Origin of the sequence: Pseudomonas sp. MF6747, assembly GCF_963890955.1 — a bacterium.
GTDB lineage: Bacteria > Pseudomonadota > Gammaproteobacteria > Pseudomonadales > Pseudomonadaceae > Aquipseudomonas.
This window is the reverse complement of record NZ_CAWPSZ010000034.1, coordinates 50498-66546: the sequence shown is the minus strand read 5'-3', so window position 1 is coordinate 66546 and position 16049 is coordinate 50498. Positions and strand designations below refer to the sequence as shown.

Genomic DNA, 16049 nt, shown 5'->3' with positions numbered 1-16049 from the left:
TTTTCGAATACTGAGACTAATCGCAGGCAACCGACCAAAGCTGATCAAGCCGCGTTGTATAGCTCTGGCTCATCATCTCACGCCGCATACCCCATTCAGGGTTGACGGGCACGCTGGCTGATCGCAGTGTCCCCCTACCCCACCGTTCGTTGATTTGGTCCAGAACCGTCATCACCCGAGTTGCCTCTGCCGGCTGTGATTTAGCGAACAGATCATCGGTGTACTCGCCTGGCTGGCATAGGTCGATCAGCATCACCTCGGCCTTGCTATATTTGAAGCCTGGTCGAAATATACGATCAAGCGCCCCTACCGCCGCCTGGGTGAGCAGGCGAACGTCGTCAGTGGGGTAAGGCATATCTACCACCACACCGTTGGAGTATTTCGCCTCTTCGGGATTGAACATGCCGGTACGGATGCTCACGCGCACCTTCTTGCACAGCGAGTTCTGGGCGCGAAGCTTCTCAGAAGCTCGCATCATGTAGGTGGCCACCGCCTCTTTGATAGGCGGCAGCTCCGTCAGCCGCTGACCGAACATCCGACTGCAGCAGATCTCCTGCTTTGGTGGATCCGGCTCGTCCAGCTCCAAGCAAGGCGTGCCGCTCAGCTCCCTGGCCGTCTTCTCGACCACAACGCTGAACTTCTTGCGAAGCGTCCACGGGTCCGCCCTAGCCAAGTCCATTGCAGACTTTATGCCCATCGTATCGAGGTGAAGTTTCATCTTTCGGCCAACGCCCCACACCTCCGCCACGTCCGTATTACGCAGCACCCAGTCCCGCTTAACCGGGTCGGTGATATTGACCACACCACCGGTCTGCGATTGCAGGCGCTTCGCGGTGTGGTTTGCCAGCTTCGCCAGGGTCTTTGTATGAGCGATACCAACACCAACAGGTATGCCGGTGCAGCGAAGTACCTGGGCGCGGATTTGCCGGCCCAAGGCATCTAAATCACCGACACCGGTCAGATCGGCGAATGCCTCATCAATGCTGTAAACCTCAACTGCCGGCACCAATGACTCGATCAGACTCATCACGCGTTCGCTTATGTCGCCGTACAGCGCATAGTTGGAGGAGAACGCGACAACGCCGTGTTGCTTGAGCTTGTGCTTGATCTGAAAATACGGCTCCCCCATCTTGATGTACGGCTTTGCGTCGTAGCTGCGCGCGATTACACATCCATCGTTATTGCTCAGCACCACAATAGGCACCTTCGCCAGGTCCGGCCGGAACACTCGCTCGCAACTGGCATAGAAGCTGTTGCAGTCGACCAGCGCAAAGGTCGGTTGCTGCTTAGACATGGCTGCGCACTGTGCTGGTGATCACACCCCAGATTGAGAGTTCATCGCCTTCAAGCACATAACGCGCCGGGTATTTAGGGTTTTCTGATAGAAGGATCACCTCCCGGCCGCGCTTACATAGGCGCTTGCAAACGGGCTCGTTGTTCAGCAGAGCCACCACCACATGCCCGTGCGCCGGCTCAATGGCACGATCCACCACCGCGAGATCGCCTTCGAAGATACCAATCCCTTGCATGCTTTCCCCGGTGATGGCTACCAGGTACACGTGCGGTGCGCGGATATTCAGGACCTCATCCAAGGAGATGTGCTGCTCAATATGATCCGCTGCCGGCGAAGGGAAGCCAGCCGGAACCTTGAACGAACACATAGGCAGCTTCGCGCCTGCCTCGGCGATAGGACCTAAAATGTTGAAGCTCATGATGCGGCCTTTTACATGCACTGTACGAATGTACAGTTAACTTTGTAGGACGGTTGAGGTCAATTTTTCTGTAGGGGATTTCGACAGACGGAGAACGGCATATGTGCGGACGATTTGTGCAGTACGAAGGGATGGCAATCTTCATTGAAGAGTTGAGCCCCCAGATAGAGCTGTTCAGCGGCTATGACGCTCAGCCAATTGATCGCTACAACGTCGCGCCGTCGACACGGGTTCAGTTGCTGCACACCGCAGAGGATGGGCTGCATATCGATGCAGTTAAATGGGGATGGGCGCCGTTCTGGGCCAAGGGCAAACGCCCCGACCCGATCAACGCACGCGTAGAGACGGTCACCACGGGGAAGTTCTTTAAGCAACTTTGGCCGAATGGCCGAGCCCTGGTGCCGAGTGAAGGATGGTATGAGTGGGTCAAAGACCCTGACGATCCGAAGAGAAAGCAGCCCTACTTCATTCGCCTGAAGAGTCATAAGCCGATGTTTTTTGGCGTGCTTGCTCAAGTGCATCCTGGCCTGGATCCGCACGACGGCGATGGGTTCGTGATCATCACCGCCGCCAGTGATCAGGGCATGGTGGACATCCACGACCGCAAGCCGTTGGTGCTAACACCTGAGCACGCCAGGGAATGGATTGACCCCAACCTTCCCCCAACCAGGGCCGAGGAAATAGCAAAGGAATGTTGTCAGCCTGTGGAGGACTTTGAGTGGTATGCCGTTGGCAAAGCAGTGGGGAATGTAAAAAACCAGGGAGCTGATTTACTGCTGCCGGTGCCATCCAAGGATGTTTGACGCTATCAGAACAGCCCTCCCAGTGCGGCCGGCTCCCAGTTCATGATCACCAGTTCACCGCTAACCTCAGCCTTTCCCTGACGCTGATTGGTATTGCAATAGCGGATATCGAGCGTCTCAAAGTGAAAGCCTTCAAATACCTGTCGAATATCCGGGTGATCGTTGACGCTGACCATGACCTTCCCTTTGCAGCGCCGCATGAAGTCGGCCATGCGCTCGTAATTCTCAAAGGGAAAATCCACACCATAACCTGCCGTCTGCCAGTAAGGAGGATCCATGTAGTGGAAGGTATGAGGACGGTCATAGCGCTCGGCACACTCAAGCCAGCCAAGGTTTTCAACGTAGGTACCGGACAGCCGCTGCCACGCTGCCGATAGGTTTTCCTCAATCCGCAGCAGATTGATGGCCGGGCCAGTGGTCGCGGTACCAAACGTCTGCCCCGTCACCTTGCCGGCAAAGGCGTGATGCTGCAGGTAGAAGAACCGGGCGGCACGCTGGATGTCAGTGAGGGTTTCCGGGCGGGTCATCTTCTGCCACTCGAACACCTGGCGGGAACTGAGCGCCCATTTAAACTGGCGCACGAATTCTTCCAGGTGATTCTGCACGACGCGGTAAAGCGTCACCAGGTCGCCGTTGATGTCGTTAAGGACTTCAACAGGAGCGGCCTGGGGGCGCATGAAGTAGAGCGCGGCGCCGCCGGCAAAGACTTCAACGTAGCATTCGTGTGGCGGGAAGAGCGGGATAAGGCGGTCGGCCAGGCGGCGTTTGCCGCCCATCCAAGGAATGATGGGTGTGGACATATAAAAGCAAGACCTTTGCTGTATAGATAAACAGTGCTAGGCTCGCTCCGCTTTGTGCACGAAGCAGGAGCCTTGGCTGGACTTGCAGGGACGTTCTGCGGGGAAGGTGGTCGGGTTGGATGTTGACGCATCCTACCCGGCCGCTCCTTTTACTTCGATGTAGAAACTTCTTTTGCGTAGGCCTGACAGGCCCGCAGGGCGATCAATCCTTGGTCGCCGGCATCGGTGATTCCGATAATTCGTTGAGCATGCGCTGGGTCAAGTTGGACTCTTGTGGGGCCATGAACCACGCGGCCGGTGGTGGCGGTGGTTGACACTGAACAGCTGCTGGTGGCATCGGTGGCGGCGAGTACGACTGACAACCGCAGATCAGCAGTAGCCAGGCGATCACGCAGACGAGCCTGCTTCGTTTGCTCATCGGTCAATTCCTTGTGGTGGGTTTCGTCTTTGTTCTGCAGGCGATGCTCCAGGGCGAAGCGCTTCTCCTGCTCAGTGCGCTGCAGGGCAGCAGCGGCTTGGGATAACTCGTTGAGGGTGTCAGCCTGCAGCCTGGCCTGGCGCTCCAGCTGCTGGCCGTAACGCCAGCCTTGAGCGGTCCATGCCAGGGCCGCAGACCCGGCTACCAAGATCATGAGCAACACACCGATGGCCGCGATGCGGTATTGAGCAGGGATCAGGTCGAGGAGACGCATAGCACCTCCCTCGCCCTGGCCCAGATCTGCAAGCGATCCTCCAGGCCATTCAACCCGCCGTTGATCCGCCGGGTGATGGTGTTGAATTGCTCCTGATCCGCGAGCGCGTTCAATCCGTTTACCGACCAGAACCATGCGGCAGACTCTGCTGCCCACTCGGGCAGTTCAAGCAACTCCGGCGTGCGTAGTAATCGCTCATCGCCGAACAGTGCCAGGCTGCAGCGCAGGTAGTTGTCGTGACCGGTGATCTGGATCAGGCCGCGACCACGATAGCGCTGTCCATCGCCGTCTGGTTCCGGGGTATTACCGAGTTTGGCAGCCAGGGTACCGGTGTCGTATTTGCTCAGGTACTTATCGCCGCCCAGCTCACGGACGTACTGCAGTTGACCCGACTCGTGACCGACCTGCGCGAGGAACGCGGCCTGTCGTTTGGGTGTGTTGATCTGTCGATGCCCCATGGCCGCGTTCAGGGCAGATACAAAAACGCCCGCTTGGCGGCGGGCGTTCGGCATGATGCGTTGCAGCTGTTGCTCGGTAACAGACATAAAAACTCCAGACATAAAAAAACCGCACTCAGGCGGCGATAGGATGCGCTACAGCTTCTCGACGCTCACTACCTTGAGCGGCTTCTTTTCTTTCTTTTTCTTGCCTTTAGATTTGCCTTGCTTGCCGGCATTGCACTCCACCGTGGTCGACCAGCCAGACTGGGTGAACACCTGCTCGACCGAATCCACCAGATACTCGCCATCAAGGCCGACTTTAAAGCCCTGGGCGTTGATCAGACGTTCGGCAAAAATGTCTGTCCGGCCAGGCATCTCAAAACGCACGTCGGCGGTCGAGCGATTGAACGCCGCCAGCCGTGCCTTGGCGGCTGCCTCGGCGGCGGTCTTGTTCGGGTAGATATGCCGATCGGTATGCACCGCCGGCAATCCATCTGGGGCGTCGTCGTTGTCAACGGTGACTACCGACAGCTTGCCGTCCTTCTTGTTCTGATGCTTGGCCGCCACTGCCTTGTGAGAGTTGCGATCCCCAAGGCTGAATTGCCATCGACTGAGATCGCTCTTCGTCAGGGTGATCGCGCCGAAGGTCTTGCCGCTGGCAGTCTGGCTGCCTTGACGTGGCATCACCAACAGCTTGCCGTCGGCCACCTTGGCCGTGCAGTCGTATTGCTTGGCAAGGCGCGTGACGAAATTAAAATCGGACTCGTTGAGCTGATCCACCCGGGCGACCTTCGTTGCCACCGGACACACCGCCTGCCAACCATTGCGCGCCGCGATATCGGCCACGATTTTCGACAGCGGCACGTCCTCCCAGCTTCCGCTGCGGATGGTTTTGCCACTGCCGCGCATGTCGCTGGCCTTGCCCTTGATCACTATCGTTTCCGGTGGACCCGACACTTCGACCGTGTCCACCGCGTAACGCCCCAGGCGCATCAAAGATGTTTCCGCGTAGCCCAGGTAGATCTCGATAGAGCTGCCACGCCTAGGCAGCAGCACCTGTCCGTCTCGGTCATCGATGCGAAGTTCAAACTCATCGGACTCCATCCCGGGCTTGTCAGAGGTGCGCAGTAGCAGCAACCGATCATTGATTTTGGCCGTCACATCGGCGCCATCCGCCACGATTCGAAACATCGGTGTCATGGATTTAGTCCAAAAAAAGCCCGCACATGGCGGGTCACAGAAAATCAAATGGCCGTCACGTGTAACGCAACGGGCCGGCGACGTCGGGAGCGCCCGAGGTCAATCCCACAAGCTGACCCCCTCCCCGGTCGGGCTGGGCAGATCGGGCAGATAGATCACCACACCGGCGCGGTAGGGCTGGGGTTCATCCGCCAGCCCCTGATTGGCGTCCAGCACCGCCTCGGTGCTACCGTTCAGATGGCCATAAACGTTATGGCAAATGACATCGAGCATGTCCCCGTCAGACGTTCTGCATGTCGTCGCCATAGCGCACAAACTCCAGACTGAACCCTTGTTTACGCGGAATCCCGCCGTGCAACAGCGCGCCCTGCTCCTCGTTGATGTTTTTCAGGCACCAGGTGCCGATCACATCGCCGTAGCCGGTGGTCAGGCTCAGCGGCTGAAGCTTTGCCCCAATGCTGCGCAACGTGTCGAGCTGCTTAAGCCCGCCCTTGAAGCCTGGGTAAATCGTCCCTTTGAGCGTTAACTTGTCGTCTCCAATGCCTACCGCCTGCTGCGCCGGGCGGCGCGACAGGCGCTCCTGTGAGGCCCAGCGAAATTCGGTCGAGCGACTCAGTTCGTCAAAGGCCGCAGTGTCCAAATTGAAATAGTACGGCTGCTCCTTAGGGTCACGGGGCTGGATAATCAGCAAATGCGGGAACGGCTTCACGGCTTCCGGTGCCGGTGTGGCATCCATGGCAAATGCGCTGGTGGGCACGATGTTAGCCAACGACGGGCTGACCTTTCCGGCAATCTTATTGATCGCCGTCGCAGCCTTGCCCGCTTGTTCTTTCAGCGCGCCCATCCGTTCCTGAACTTCGGCGGCCGCCCGTGTCGCACGGCCGTACACGGATACCACCTGGCCGACCTTGGCCTGTGCTGCATCCACGCCGCGCATCACCCGCTGTAGCTTGGCACCGACAGTCGGCCCCACGAACGGGATGTTTTCCAGCTCGGACGCAGCGCCGGTTAACTCCCGAATGGCGCCATTGACCGGCCCCAGCATGCCGTCAGCACTGCGCCGCCCAGCCTCCCCAGCCTCGACCAGGTACTTGAGGCTCGACAGCATTTGTTCCATGTAAGCCATGGAGGCCTCCTTACAGGTGCGGTTCGTCGTACAGCTTCGCAGCGTTTTGTTTGGCCGCATCTGCCATCATTAACCGCATGTGCGGCATGAGGTCTTGCGCCAGGCGCTGCGGGTCTTTCACATCCCCCTGCACCGTTACCGGCATACTCAGTGAGTATTCAAACTTCTGATCTACCTTGGCCGGTGCAGACCTCTCCGTCTCTTTAGGCTGAATTGCCACCGCCGCCGATTTGATCGGCGCGGACACTGCCAGGGAGCGTGCCGCATCCCCCATCGCCGGTGCCTGAGGTGCTGGTGCCATCAGCAGCGCACCCGAACCACTCGCGCCATTGAATGACTTGCCCATGGTGGCCAGGCTCGGAATAGCTGGACCCGGCCGGGGCGCCATCAGCAACGGCGTTACCGGTGGAGCGGGCTTTTCGTCATCACCACCAAACCAAGATTTACCCGCTGCTCCACCCAGCGCAGAGCCGCCCATGCTGCCCAAGTAAGCACCCACCAGCCCGCCAATTGCGGTGCCAATGATCGGTACCACGGAGCCAATCGCCGCCCCGGCTGCAGCGCCCGCCATAGTGCCGGCAAGGTTGCCGGCGGCAGCGCCATAGCCCTCGGCCTTTTCATCCTTGGTCTTGGCGGTCTCATAGGTCTCGAAGGCCATGGCGCCGGCCTCCATCAGCGAGCCTCCGGGTATCATCTTGGCGGCTTTACCGATCTTACCGACCGCTTGCACGACCCCGCCCAGCTTGGACAAAGCACCGCTGGGCACCGGAACCGGTGGAATCGGTGGCCGCGGGATGGGCACCGGGGGGCGTGGCACTGGCGGTCGCGGTGGTCGACCCGCCCGTGGTGGCGGCGGCCGACGTCGCGGAGGGTTGCGCCGCGACCCGGGCTTACGCCGACGCGCTTCCCTCGGGCCTCCAGCACCGCCACCAAGGGATCCGGCGTTAACCACGAAAACTTTCTTGACCCCGTCACCCTCCAATCCCGCCGCCGCACCACCATCATCAGCGCCTGAGGCGGCGTCCTTGGCAAGAGAAACCACCTTGAGGCCGGTCGCTATCACATCGAACTTGCCCGGCTTCTTGCCACCTTCCCCCGCCGCATCTGCGTCGCCATCGACAGACTGGCCCTTGAAGGCAGCAACCGCCTTGAGCCCGGTCTCCACCAGCGACAGCGCTTTGCCGGCCTTACCTTTGGGCTCGCCATTATTTCCGCCGCCGTTGCCGTCCTCAGCGTTGGTCACAAAGACCTTTTGCACTTCGCCGGACTTGCCACCCAGCGAGCCCCGCGCCACGTTGAGCAACCCTTTAGCGATTTTGAAGGAGCTGAGCAGGCCTTTGAGCGCAATCAATCCGCCACCAACCGCTGCGATCCCCGTCACCACCCCCGGCGCGCTGTCAGACAGCGAGGTAATGCCCTTGGTGACTTTGGTCAGCGTTTCGGCCACGGTATCAGTGACAGGCCGCAGTGCGTCCCCCACGCTGCGCATGGCGTCATCCATCGACTGAGCCATTTCGGCCCACTTCTGCGACGACGCTTCACGCCGCTCGCTGAGGTTTTTGTCGAGGATGCCCGTGGCATCACGCGAGTCGTTTTTAAGCTGGGCGTACAGCGCCTTGTTCTGCATGAACGCCGTAAGCGCCGCCTTAACCTGCATGTCGGCGAACAGGTCGCCAGTGCGCAATGACTCCTCAAGAGAGGTCATCATGGCCTTGGCTTTCTCCGGGTCCGCTTCCTTGCTGATTTTCGACGTCGCTTCAGCCATCGCCGCAGCGCGTTTCGGATCGGTGGCCTGAATGTACTTCTGAGCCAACGCCATGCTGGTTTCAAGCGTGGACATGCCGTTTTGCAACCCGGTCTGCATCGACCCCTTGTAGTCGATGCCGGCCTTTTTGTAGGCCTGGACGGTGTCGGTCGAGCCGATTTTGCCCATCCAGTTTTTGAGGTTGTTGGCCGCCTCGTCCGAGCTGCCGGCCGTCTTCATCTGCACTTGCAGCATCGCGCCCAACTGAGTCACCGCATCCATGCCGGTGATCCCATTCTTGCCCATTTCCGCCAACAGCTCAGGGAACCACTTGGCCATGTCGGATGCTTCAAAGCTGCCCGCCTGCCCTTGATAGGCAATCGCTTCAAGCGCCTGCTGCATCTGTTTGGCGTCGGTGATCTTGGCGTTTTGCCCCAGGGCGTTGATCATCTTCGCCGTGTCGACACCGCTCGACCCTTGGCCCACAACAAACTTGGCCGCGACCGGCGCATATTCGAGGGCCTTGCTCAACTCCATGCCAGCGCCGACCAACTGGTTGACGACGTCGGCTACATCGTTACGCGCCATGCCGGTGTCGCGAGAGGTATCGATGATCTTGCGCGACATCTCCTTTTCTTGTGGTTTGTTGGCAATGCCGGCCTTGATCGCGATGTCACGAACAATGGCCCCAAAGTCCGCGCTAACCTTGGTCGGTACAGCGAGCATGCCGACACCAACAACAGCGGCGCCGACTGTGCTTTTCATGCCGTTCTTACCAGCATCCAGTTGCTGATGCCCCCGGGCCTTAAGCTCGGCTTTGTTGGCGGTCTGTCCCATGGAGCGATAGGCTTTTTCCAGCCGACCGACCTCGATGCCCTGTTTTTTCAAACTGTCGAGATTGGAGTTCAATCGCCCCAGCAGCTTGGAGGCGCCCTCAGAGCCGCTGTCATGGGCTTTCTTCCATTCGTCACGCAAGCGAATGGTGTCGCCGATAGTGCGCTGTAGAACACGCGCCTTATTGCCTTCCGCCTCAAGACGCTTGATGCGCCCTGTTACATCTTTAAACGCAGCACCGACAGTCGAACTGACGGCGCCGCCGATCACCAGCCCGAGGGCGATTTTGTTCGCCATGTCATGGCCCTCATTTGCACAGCGTTACCGAAGGCAGCTCAATCCGTGAGCCACCACACCATCTCGGCAAACGGCATTGACTGAATCTCGGCGGCGGAAAATCCGGTTTCCGCCGCCAGACGTTTCGCGGCCATTTTTATGACGGCAGGATCAAATCCCGTCGTCTTGGTCCATGCGAAAATAGCCGGCCTGCAGGCGGTTAAAATCCACCAGCTTCAGGCCCTCCAGATCCGCAATAGGCGCGCCGGCCAGCGAGGCAAACAACACCAGCTCACGCTGCTCAGCATCACCGGCAGCGTCCCGATTTGCCGCGCGCACGTCGCCCACTGTCGGGGAGCGCAGGGCCAATGTATCGACCGACACCCCGTTGATTTCACTCGGACAGGAAAGCGTCACCACGGCCTGATCGGTGGTCACCGACAACCACGATGGCATTTCGTCCGTGTAGTCGGTTTCGGGAACCAGGTGCGAATAAGCGGCTTGAACACGGCGATAGTCCGTCAGCTTGAGGCCTTCAAGATCCTTAACCCCCACCTCGGCCAACCCTGCGAACAACATCAGCTCACGCTGTTCCTCATCACCATTCGACGCCTTATCGGCAGCCCGAACTTCGCGCACGACCGGGGCACGCAAGGTGAACGTTTCGACCAGCACGCCGTTGGCGTTGCTTGGACGCGTGAGCGTCACGACGGCAGCCAGCGCACTGAGAGACAACCAGGCCGGCACTTTTTTAACAGTTGCTTGATTCATCTGGATCTATTCCCTTAAAGGCCGAGTGCGGTGCGAATGTCGGCAAGCTGGTCTTTGCCGTCGACGACTTGAATACCCGCGACCATGTCGATTTCGTACATGACGCGGCCGTCGATTTCGAGCTTGTAATAGGACGCCGCAACGGCGTGCTTGATCTCCGCCGAATCACCGGCCTTCCAGTCTCCCAGGTCGACCTCTTTGAGCAAACCGCGAATGGTGGCAACTACGGCCGTCACTGCTCCCTTTTGCCCCCTGAAAGCCCCCCGGAACGTCGCGTTGAAGGCCGAGCCATCGGCCAAGCCGAAGTACTTCAACGACTCACGGCGCACGCCCTTGGTGACAAAGGACGGCTCCATTTTTTCCAACCCTTGGGCCATCTCGATGGGACCGGCCATGCCACCGCCGCGATACTCGTCGGTCTTAACCGTCAGCTTGGGCAGGGTCAGACTTGGCACGTCGCCGGAGAAGTTCACGCCGTCAACAAACAGGTTGGTGTTAAACAAAGTTTGAGGAATCATTTTCCAGGCCCCTTAGGCTGCTTCAAGAACTTCGGTCATCCACTGATCGGTGACTTCGAAAAGGAAATTCGGGTTTTCTGCCGGCGGTACGTCGGTGAAGCGGATGCGCCAATAAACTTTGCCCTGGGCGATCTGGCTGGCCGTGTTCAGCTCGGTGTCCGGGTACACCTCAAAATTGATAATCGCGCCCTGGGCTTTCAGGTCGCGCATGAACGCTTCCAGGCCATCAGTCACATCCTTGACGTAGGTCTTGGTGATCGAGCGGTCTACCGCCCACTTGTGTCCGGCCTGCACCGCATCCATAAGGATGAACAGCGTGCGAACGCGCGTGACGAAGGCCCACTTCGGATCACTCGACAGAGTGCGGTTACCCCACAGGCGATAGCCGTCGTCGCGAATGATCGTCGCGATATTGGCGTTATTCAGCAGGTTGGCTCGGCACGTCTCGTCGCCATCCAGGTACTCGACAGCCCGGGTCGTGCCGGTGATACCGGTGAACTCTTTGTTCGACGGCGACGCCCAGAAACCATATTCAGCATCGGTCCAAGCAAACAGACCCGCTGCCCAGGCCGAGCCCGGCGCATCAACCGTCTGACTGAGTTCGGTGTCCCAGTACTGCACGCCCGGGTCAACCATGAACAGGTTGCGACTGCCGAAGTTATCGGCGTAGAGCATGGCGGCCTCATCGGTGGTGCCAGGACCGTCGAGAATGCCGATCGCACGCAGCTTCTGCGCCAGACTATCGAGCGCGGTGGCCACCGCTTGCTTGGCCGTGTGCCCAGGCGCAATCAACAGCCGCGGCTGTGCGTTGAACAGGCTTTTGCCGTCAAGCAACGCCTGCAGGCCGGTGCGCTGTCCCGACGCCAGAACCCCGCCGATAATCGCCGAGGTTTGCAACGCCGCGTCTTCCAGCTTCGGCACGCCGATGGCGACGATCACAGCCTTAGCCTTGGTATAGATCGCCTTACAAGACTTGGTGATCGCCGAATTAGCACCGAAAGCGGCAATGGCTTCGCGCTCAGAGGTGATCAACTTCAACTCGCCGGCCTTGGCAGTGCCACCATCCAGCCCGCCCGGGGTGAAGGTGTCGCACAGCCCGATAATGGAAGACGACGGCAAGGAAATAGTGCGCGCCCCTGTCTTGATGTCGGTCGTGGTAACGCCGTGAAAGAAACTCATAAATCTCGATCTCCAGAAACGAAAAAGCCCCGCGTGAGCGAGGCTGTTGGGATGTTCGTGTTAGTCGTGACGCAATAGAAAACGCCCCGTCTGTACGGGGCGTTATGTTAGGTCTGCAAGCCAGTCAGGTAAGACCGGACGATGAGCATCAGAAGGAAACGATCGGTTCGCGGGCCAGTCACGTAGATCCAGCCGATAGGCCTGCATCTGCTGATACTGGGCAGACGTTAGCGTTGTAGCACGGCCGGCGTCCTGTTCATCACGATGTCGGGTGACCATCGTGTCGGTTTTCGCCAGAAGCGAATCGCGCCAGAACCGCTCTCGCTCACACTGCTGCTCTATGGTCGGGCCCGGGCGATCGACAGCTACCGGCTGACCGGCCTTGTCGGCAACGATTTGCTTGCCAAGGGATTGAGCCTCTAGCAACTCCTGACGCAGATCCTCGGTAATCTCTACCGCGTCTTCTGGCAATTGATCGCCGTAGATGTCGGCATCGAAAAAGGACGCGCTGGACGGACAAAAAAAGACGGTCATAGTTATTCTCCAATTACCAAAAGACGATAGATGCGTGTGGTGTCGTCATTGGAATACACATAGCCGGACGCGCCGCTAAGGCTTAAGCCTTCGACGCTGCAGGATAGTGAAGTCGCGCCAATGCCGTTGCCAACGCTAATTACCGATTGCATGACTCGCACAGGAAAGGAGGTAGGGAATGTAAGATTCCACCCAACCACAGCGCCCGCAACGTGCTTAACTGAGAATTCGCACCACTGCATAATCTGCCCATTCAGAAACCGCCCCCAACCATTCTTGGCAGAGGACTTCATCAGCGCTTTGATTCGACCTGCTTCGCCACCGTCAACCCTAAAAACGAGGTCGGAGCTACCGACGGATACGCCCCCCTCCGCAAACATCCCTGTATCGCCGTCTTCGTCGAACGAATATCCCGCCAATGCGGATGAGTTGCCCGCATCAGGCGCGCCCTTTGGCGCCCGAATTTGGCGGAGGGACTGCACCGCTCCGCCTGCATGCTTGCGCAACAGAACATCGCCGTTCGACACCAGCGCGATCTCTCCGTCGCCACTGCTGAATAATCCGGTGTCTGGATCAAAGACAAAGCCGCAGTTGTTCGGGTTGTTGTAGCCCGCCGCGCCAGTTTTCGCACGCAGTGCACCGGTCATCAGACCACCCGACAGCGGGAGCTTAGCGGCAATGGCATTGGTGACGGTTGTGGCGAAATTGGCATCACCCCCAAGCGCCTTGGAAAGCTCCTCAAGGGTATCTAGGGCACCTGGCGCACCATTGACCAAAGCATCGATCGCTTTCTTTACAGCTGCTTGAACAAACTCAGTATTTGCCAAGCCGGTATTGACTGTTCCAGGGGGGGCTGTCGGGATTGTGCCGCCCGTAAGTAATGCGTTCGGAACCTTTGATTTCAAGGCGCCGAAACTGGCCAACTCAGTCGAGTCAGACATGATGACGATGTCGCTACCTGCTTGAGGTGTAGAGCCTTCAGTCGCAAACAGGCCAGTGTCGCCATCTACGCCAAATGCAAAACCGAGGTTCGCAGCATCGCTTTTCGGTAAGCCCTTTTTAGACCGGACGCCCGCGCCGGCCACGAGCGGTCCGGTCAGGGTGCCTCCTGCAAGCGGAAGTTTCTTTGCATCCCCTTGGTCGACGTATTCCCGTGTGGCCAAAACTACCGAAGGGTCAATTTTCAACTCGATGTTGGCCGTACTGGACACAACAAAGTTCATGCGGATGACTTGAGTACGTCCAGATCCCTGTGAAAGGAGAGGTTTGAAGGTTGGCGCGCAGTTGGCCACAGCGACCAGATCGCCAGCTTCGTCGTATAAGCCGATTTCACGAATCCATCGCCCACCTTCATCAGCGGGAATGATCTGCTCCGCGATGAGGACAGCGGAGTTGACCGAGTCGATACGCAATTGATTGAGTGGCCGGCGGCGCCACTCATTGATCAGCTTTGTTTGCTTTGCCGACGGGATAGGGTCCATGTTGTTCGCATCACCGACACCCATATGGGTGAGCTTCCAAGGAATGCCCAGTGCATTGGCGTTGGCCTGTTTTGCCGCCCCTACGTCTGTAAGGATGGCGAAAAACTGAGAGTTCACATCGATCATGAGTACACGTCCAGGGTATCAATAGTGTGTTCGCGCCCGGCTACACCGAAGGTGCCATTGACCTCAATGTCACGCATGACAGGTGGGTAGACGTCGATTTCATCGCCGTCGTAAAGGGAAACGCCGATGTATATGTCGCCGCGTGCTTCGAGACTGATTGCTAAACCGGTCAGATGCCTGCTTACAGGCTTCGCGTCATCAATTAGGCGCTCCAGCTCCTGGTACATCTCTTCGGTGATGCCCGTATCCAGCACACCAACTTTCAACGCGAAGGTACCAGGCACACCTAGGGGCACCGTCTGCCACCACTCAATAACCTCGATCAGGTAGCCCAGGGGCTCGACCACACGGCGCAGCGCGCCAATCGTGCCTTTGTGTTTGTGGATGTAGTAAGAGGCCTTGATGGCGGCCCGCTTGGTCGCCTCGGTCCATCGGTAGTCCCAGCGGTCTACCGACCACGCCCACGCCAGGTGGGGCAGCAGGTGGACAGGGCAGGTATCGGCGTTGTACAGGGTCCGCAGCGGGATAATCGTTTTCTCGAAAAACGTCGCCTCCATGGCGCGTTCCAGTTGCGTGCTATTGAGCGGCAGTAGGCTTTTCATGTCTGCCCTGCCAACTTCACGGTGTAGCCCGTACAGAACGCGGCCTGAGCCTTGGTCGGGGACAAGTCCTGCCAGCCGACCAGTTCAACCCGGGAAACGCCGGCAACGTGCAACTGAGCATCTACCCCGGACTGCGCCACCTCAACACCCAGCCGCTTGCGCGGATTGATCCAGGCCCCCAATCGACTTTTCGCCTCGGCCAAACTGGCATCTGATTCGGGCCCAGCGCTGGTCATGTGCAAAATCGCCTCAATTTGGTAACGAATCACCTGGGCGCTCTGCACCGTCACCCGATCAGCCACGGGCCGCACGTCGTCGTCATTCAGCGCGACGGCCACCGTAGCCAGCAGCTCCGGTGACGCCTCGCCTTCACCTTCCAAACTCAACACCGTCACCGTAACGTAGCAAGGTGCCGGACTTTCGGTGGTCGCATCGGCAACCAACCCCGAGGCATTGCGCGCATGAAGGATGTAGCTGTTACGCGGGCCGGCCGTGGTCAGCCCCTCATAGGCCAACTGAATGCGCTCCCGAAACGGATCGTCGTCCTCCTTGACCTCTGGCACAGGCGGTACTGCAAGCAGATCCGCGGCCTGGATGACCAGCCGGTTAAGATTGACGTTGGCCCCCAAATGATCGAGGTCTCCGCCGATGGCATGCGCCAGTAACACCGCTTTGGCGGCGTCGTTGACCCGCGCGCGGTTGCCGACCTTGATGTAAGCGCCAACCTCCAGCACCTTAACCACGGGATCGCTTTCCAGCGCGGCAGTCCAGTTGCCACCCATGTATCCGCGAAAAACCCCCAGCCCTTCTTGATAAACTTCTTCGAAGTCCAGCGGTTCCAACACGGTAGGAGCCGGCAACGACGACAGATCTACGATACTCATGCGGCCACCTCCAGCGTGACACTGTCGCCCAGGTATTGCCCGACGATCCTCAGGTTAATTTGTCCGCCGATAACAGACAGGACGCGCACCTGATCGAGTTTCAAGCGCGGTTCCCAGCGCCCCAGAGCGCGGGCGACTTCCGCCTGTACAGCGCTTTTCCAGCCTTCAGTAACGGGCAAGTCAACGAACCGCCGTAGCTTGCTGCCGTAATCCAACCGATGCCGGCGGCTGCCCAATGGCGTGCCCAAGATGTCAGGAACTGATTGGCGCAAGTGCGCGATGCCGGAAATGGGCTGGCCGGTGTGGCGGTCCATTCCGATCATTGTG

The 16049-nt window shown here is 58.9% G+C and carries 18 protein-coding genes and 1 pseudogene; 1 reads left to right on the top strand and 18 read right to left on the bottom strand.

Annotation, left to right across the window (positions count from 1 at the left end):
- Positions 1-16: 16 nt before the first annotated feature.
- The gene (gene umuC, locus AACW30_RS22450; RefSeq protein ID WP_200623422.1) at positions 17-1294 is read right to left on the bottom strand and encodes a translesion error-prone DNA polymerase V subunit UmuC; all 1278 of its coding nucleotides are present in this window, start codon (positions 1292-1294) and stop codon (positions 17-19) included.
- Entirely contained in the window at positions 1287-1712 is a 426-nt protein-coding gene (locus AACW30_RS22445) for a LexA family protein (RefSeq protein WP_200623418.1), read from the bottom strand. The genes umuC and AACW30_RS22445 overlap by 8 nt, the downstream gene beginning before the upstream one ends.
- 101 nt (positions 1713-1813) lie before the next feature.
- Here AACW30_RS22445 and AACW30_RS22440 point away from each other — a divergent pair, with 101 nt between their 5' ends.
- A complete protein-coding gene (locus AACW30_RS22440; protein ID WP_200623417.1) occupies positions 1814-2515 on the top strand; it encodes an SOS response-associated peptidase family protein in 702 nt (233 codons plus the stop codon).
- A 5-nt stretch (positions 2516-2520) separates the two neighbouring features.
- On the opposite strand, the gene AACW30_RS22435 is transcribed toward AACW30_RS22440, so the two are convergent.
- From AACW30_RS22435 to AACW30_RS22360, 16 genes and pseudogenes are all read right to left on the bottom strand, one after another.
- A complete protein-coding gene (locus AACW30_RS22435) occupies positions 2521-3315 on the bottom strand; it encodes a DNA adenine methylase (protein WP_200623416.1) in 795 nt (264 codons plus the stop codon).
- Positions 3316-3464: 149 nt separating this feature from the next.
- On the bottom strand, positions 3465-4007 hold the full coding sequence (locus AACW30_RS22430) for a lysis system i-spanin subunit Rz (RefSeq protein WP_200623415.1): 543 nt from the start codon (positions 4005-4007) through the stop codon (positions 3465-3467).
- On the bottom strand, positions 3989-4552 hold the full coding sequence (locus AACW30_RS22425) for a glycoside hydrolase family 19 protein (RefSeq protein ID WP_200623414.1): 564 nt from the start codon (positions 4550-4552) through the stop codon (positions 3989-3991). The genes AACW30_RS22430 and AACW30_RS22425 overlap by 19 nt, the downstream gene beginning before the upstream one ends.
- Positions 4553-4600: 48 nt before the next feature.
- Complete coding sequence (locus AACW30_RS22420) at positions 4601-5647, bottom strand: phage late control D family protein (RefSeq protein WP_200623413.1); 1047 nt, start codon at positions 5645-5647, stop codon at positions 4601-4603.
- A gap of 99 nt (positions 5648-5746) precedes the next feature.
- Positions 5747-5953, bottom strand: coding sequence for a tail protein X (locus AACW30_RS22415; RefSeq protein WP_032888644.1), 207 nt, complete (start codon positions 5951-5953; stop codon positions 5747-5749).
- Positions 5928-6773 (bottom strand): phage tail protein, encoded by an 846-nt coding sequence (locus AACW30_RS22410; RefSeq protein WP_119739059.1) that lies wholly within the window; start codon positions 6771-6773, stop codon positions 5928-5930. The genes AACW30_RS22415 and AACW30_RS22410 overlap by 26 nt, the downstream gene beginning before the upstream one ends.
- Before the next feature lie 10 nt (positions 6774-6783).
- Positions 6784-9648 (bottom strand): phage tail tape measure protein, encoded by a 2865-nt coding sequence (locus AACW30_RS22405; RefSeq protein WP_200623412.1) that lies wholly within the window; start codon positions 9646-9648, stop codon positions 6784-6786.
- A gap of 150 nt (positions 9649-9798) precedes the next feature.
- Entirely contained in the window at positions 9799-10083 is a 285-nt protein-coding gene (locus tag AACW30_RS22400) for a phage tail assembly protein (protein WP_234452500.1), read from the bottom strand.
- 39 nt (positions 10084-10122) lie between these two features.
- Positions 10123-10398 (bottom strand): annotated as a pseudogene (locus AACW30_RS22395) (phage tail assembly protein); the annotation flags it as partial.
- A gap of 14 nt (positions 10399-10412) precedes the next feature.
- Positions 10413-10916: a phage major tail tube protein gene (locus tag AACW30_RS22390; RefSeq protein WP_200623410.1), complete on the bottom strand. Its 504-nt coding sequence runs from the start codon at positions 10914-10916 to the stop codon at positions 10413-10415.
- A 12-nt stretch (positions 10917-10928) separates the two neighbouring features.
- Positions 10929-12095, bottom strand: a complete 1167-nt coding sequence (locus AACW30_RS22385) for a phage tail sheath subtilisin-like domain-containing protein (protein WP_200623409.1) — start codon at positions 12093-12095, stop codon at positions 10929-10931.
- Between the two features lie 102 nt (positions 12096-12197).
- Positions 12198-12629 carry a phage tail assembly chaperone gene (locus AACW30_RS22380; protein ID WP_200623408.1) on the bottom strand — a complete coding sequence of 144 codons (432 nt, stop codon included), beginning with the start codon at positions 12627-12629 and terminating at the stop codon, positions 12198-12200.
- A 2-nt stretch (positions 12630-12631) separates the two neighbouring features.
- Positions 12632-14236 carry a phage tail protein gene (locus AACW30_RS22375; protein ID WP_234452495.1) on the bottom strand — a complete coding sequence of 535 codons (1605 nt, stop codon included), beginning with the start codon at positions 14234-14236 and terminating at the stop codon, positions 12632-12634.
- Positions 14233-14838: a phage tail protein I gene (locus AACW30_RS22370; RefSeq protein ID WP_200623407.1), complete on the bottom strand. Its 606-nt coding sequence runs from the start codon at positions 14836-14838 to the stop codon at positions 14233-14235. The genes AACW30_RS22375 and AACW30_RS22370 overlap by 4 nt, the downstream gene beginning before the upstream one ends.
- On the bottom strand, positions 14835-15722 hold the full coding sequence (locus tag AACW30_RS22365; protein ID WP_200623406.1) for a baseplate assembly protein: 888 nt from the start codon (positions 15720-15722) through the stop codon (positions 14835-14837). Before AACW30_RS22365 ends, AACW30_RS22370 begins: the two co-directional genes overlap by 4 nt.
- Positions 15719-16045, bottom strand: a complete 327-nt coding sequence (locus AACW30_RS22360; RefSeq protein ID WP_200623404.1) for a GPW/gp25 family protein — start codon at positions 16043-16045, stop codon at positions 15719-15721. Before AACW30_RS22360 ends, AACW30_RS22365 begins: the two co-directional genes overlap by 4 nt.
- Positions 16046-16049: the final 4 nt, after the last annotated feature.

What these genes read in the sequence shown, in the direction of transcription:
- AACW30_RS22445 (WP_200623418.1), bottom strand. Translation starts at nt 1,712, where the DNA reads ATGAGCTTCAACATTTTAGGTCCTATCGCCGAGGCAGGCGCGAAGCTG.
- AACW30_RS22405 (WP_200623412.1), bottom strand. Translation starts at nt 9,648, where the DNA reads ATGGCGAACAAAATCGCCCTCGGGCTGGTGATCGGCGGCGCCGTCAGT.
- AACW30_RS22430 (WP_200623415.1), bottom strand. Translation starts at nt 4,007, where the DNA reads ATGCGTCTCCTCGACCTGATCCCTGCTCAATACCGCATCGCGGCCATC.
- AACW30_RS22375 (WP_234452495.1), bottom strand. Translation starts at nt 14,236, where the DNA reads ATGATCGATGTGAACTCTCAGTTTTTCGCCATCCTTACAGACGTAGGG.
- AACW30_RS22415 (WP_032888644.1), bottom strand. Translation starts at nt 5,953, where the DNA reads ATGGCGACGACATGCAGAACGTCTGACGGGGACATGCTCGATGTCATT.
- AACW30_RS22380 (WP_200623408.1), bottom strand. Translation starts at nt 12,629, where the DNA reads ATGACCGTCTTTTTTTGTCCGTCCAGCGCGTCCTTTTTCGATGCCGAC.
- AACW30_RS22410 (WP_119739059.1), bottom strand. Translation starts at nt 6,773, where the DNA reads ATGGCTTACATGGAACAAATGCTGTCGAGCCTCAAGTACCTGGTCGAG.
- AACW30_RS22370 (WP_200623407.1), bottom strand. Translation starts at nt 14,838, where the DNA reads ATGAAAAGCCTACTGCCGCTCAATAGCACGCAACTGGAACGCGCCATG.
- umuC (WP_200623422.1), bottom strand. Translation starts at nt 1,294, where the DNA reads ATGTCTAAGCAGCAACCGACCTTTGCGCTGGTCGACTGCAACAGCTTC.
- AACW30_RS22420 (WP_200623413.1), bottom strand. Translation starts at nt 5,647, where the DNA reads ATGACACCGATGTTTCGAATCGTGGCGGATGGCGCCGATGTGACGGCC.
- AACW30_RS22440 (WP_200623417.1), top strand. Translation starts at nt 1,814, where the DNA reads ATGTGCGGACGATTTGTGCAGTACGAAGGGATGGCAATCTTCATTGAA.
- AACW30_RS22365 (WP_200623406.1), bottom strand. Translation starts at nt 15,722, where the DNA reads ATGAGTATCGTAGATCTGTCGTCGTTGCCGGCTCCTACCGTGTTGGAA.
- AACW30_RS22425 (WP_200623414.1), bottom strand. Translation starts at nt 4,552, where the DNA reads ATGTCTGTTACCGAGCAACAGCTGCAACGCATCATGCCGAACGCCCGC.
- AACW30_RS22390 (WP_200623410.1), bottom strand. Translation starts at nt 10,916, where the DNA reads ATGATTCCTCAAACTTTGTTTAACACCAACCTGTTTGTTGACGGCGTG.
- AACW30_RS22360 (WP_200623404.1), bottom strand. Translation starts at nt 16,045, where the DNA reads ATGATCGGAATGGACCGCCACACCGGCCAGCCCATTTCCGGCATCGCG.
- AACW30_RS22385 (WP_200623409.1), bottom strand. Translation starts at nt 12,095, where the DNA reads ATGAGTTTCTTTCACGGCGTTACCACGACCGACATCAAGACAGGGGCG.
- AACW30_RS22400 (WP_234452500.1), bottom strand. Translation starts at nt 10,083, where the DNA reads ATGCCATCGTGGTTGTCGGTGACCACCGATCAGGCCGTGGTGACGCTT.
- AACW30_RS22435 (WP_200623416.1), bottom strand. Translation starts at nt 3,315, where the DNA reads ATGTCCACACCCATCATTCCTTGGATGGGCGGCAAACGCCGCCTGGCC.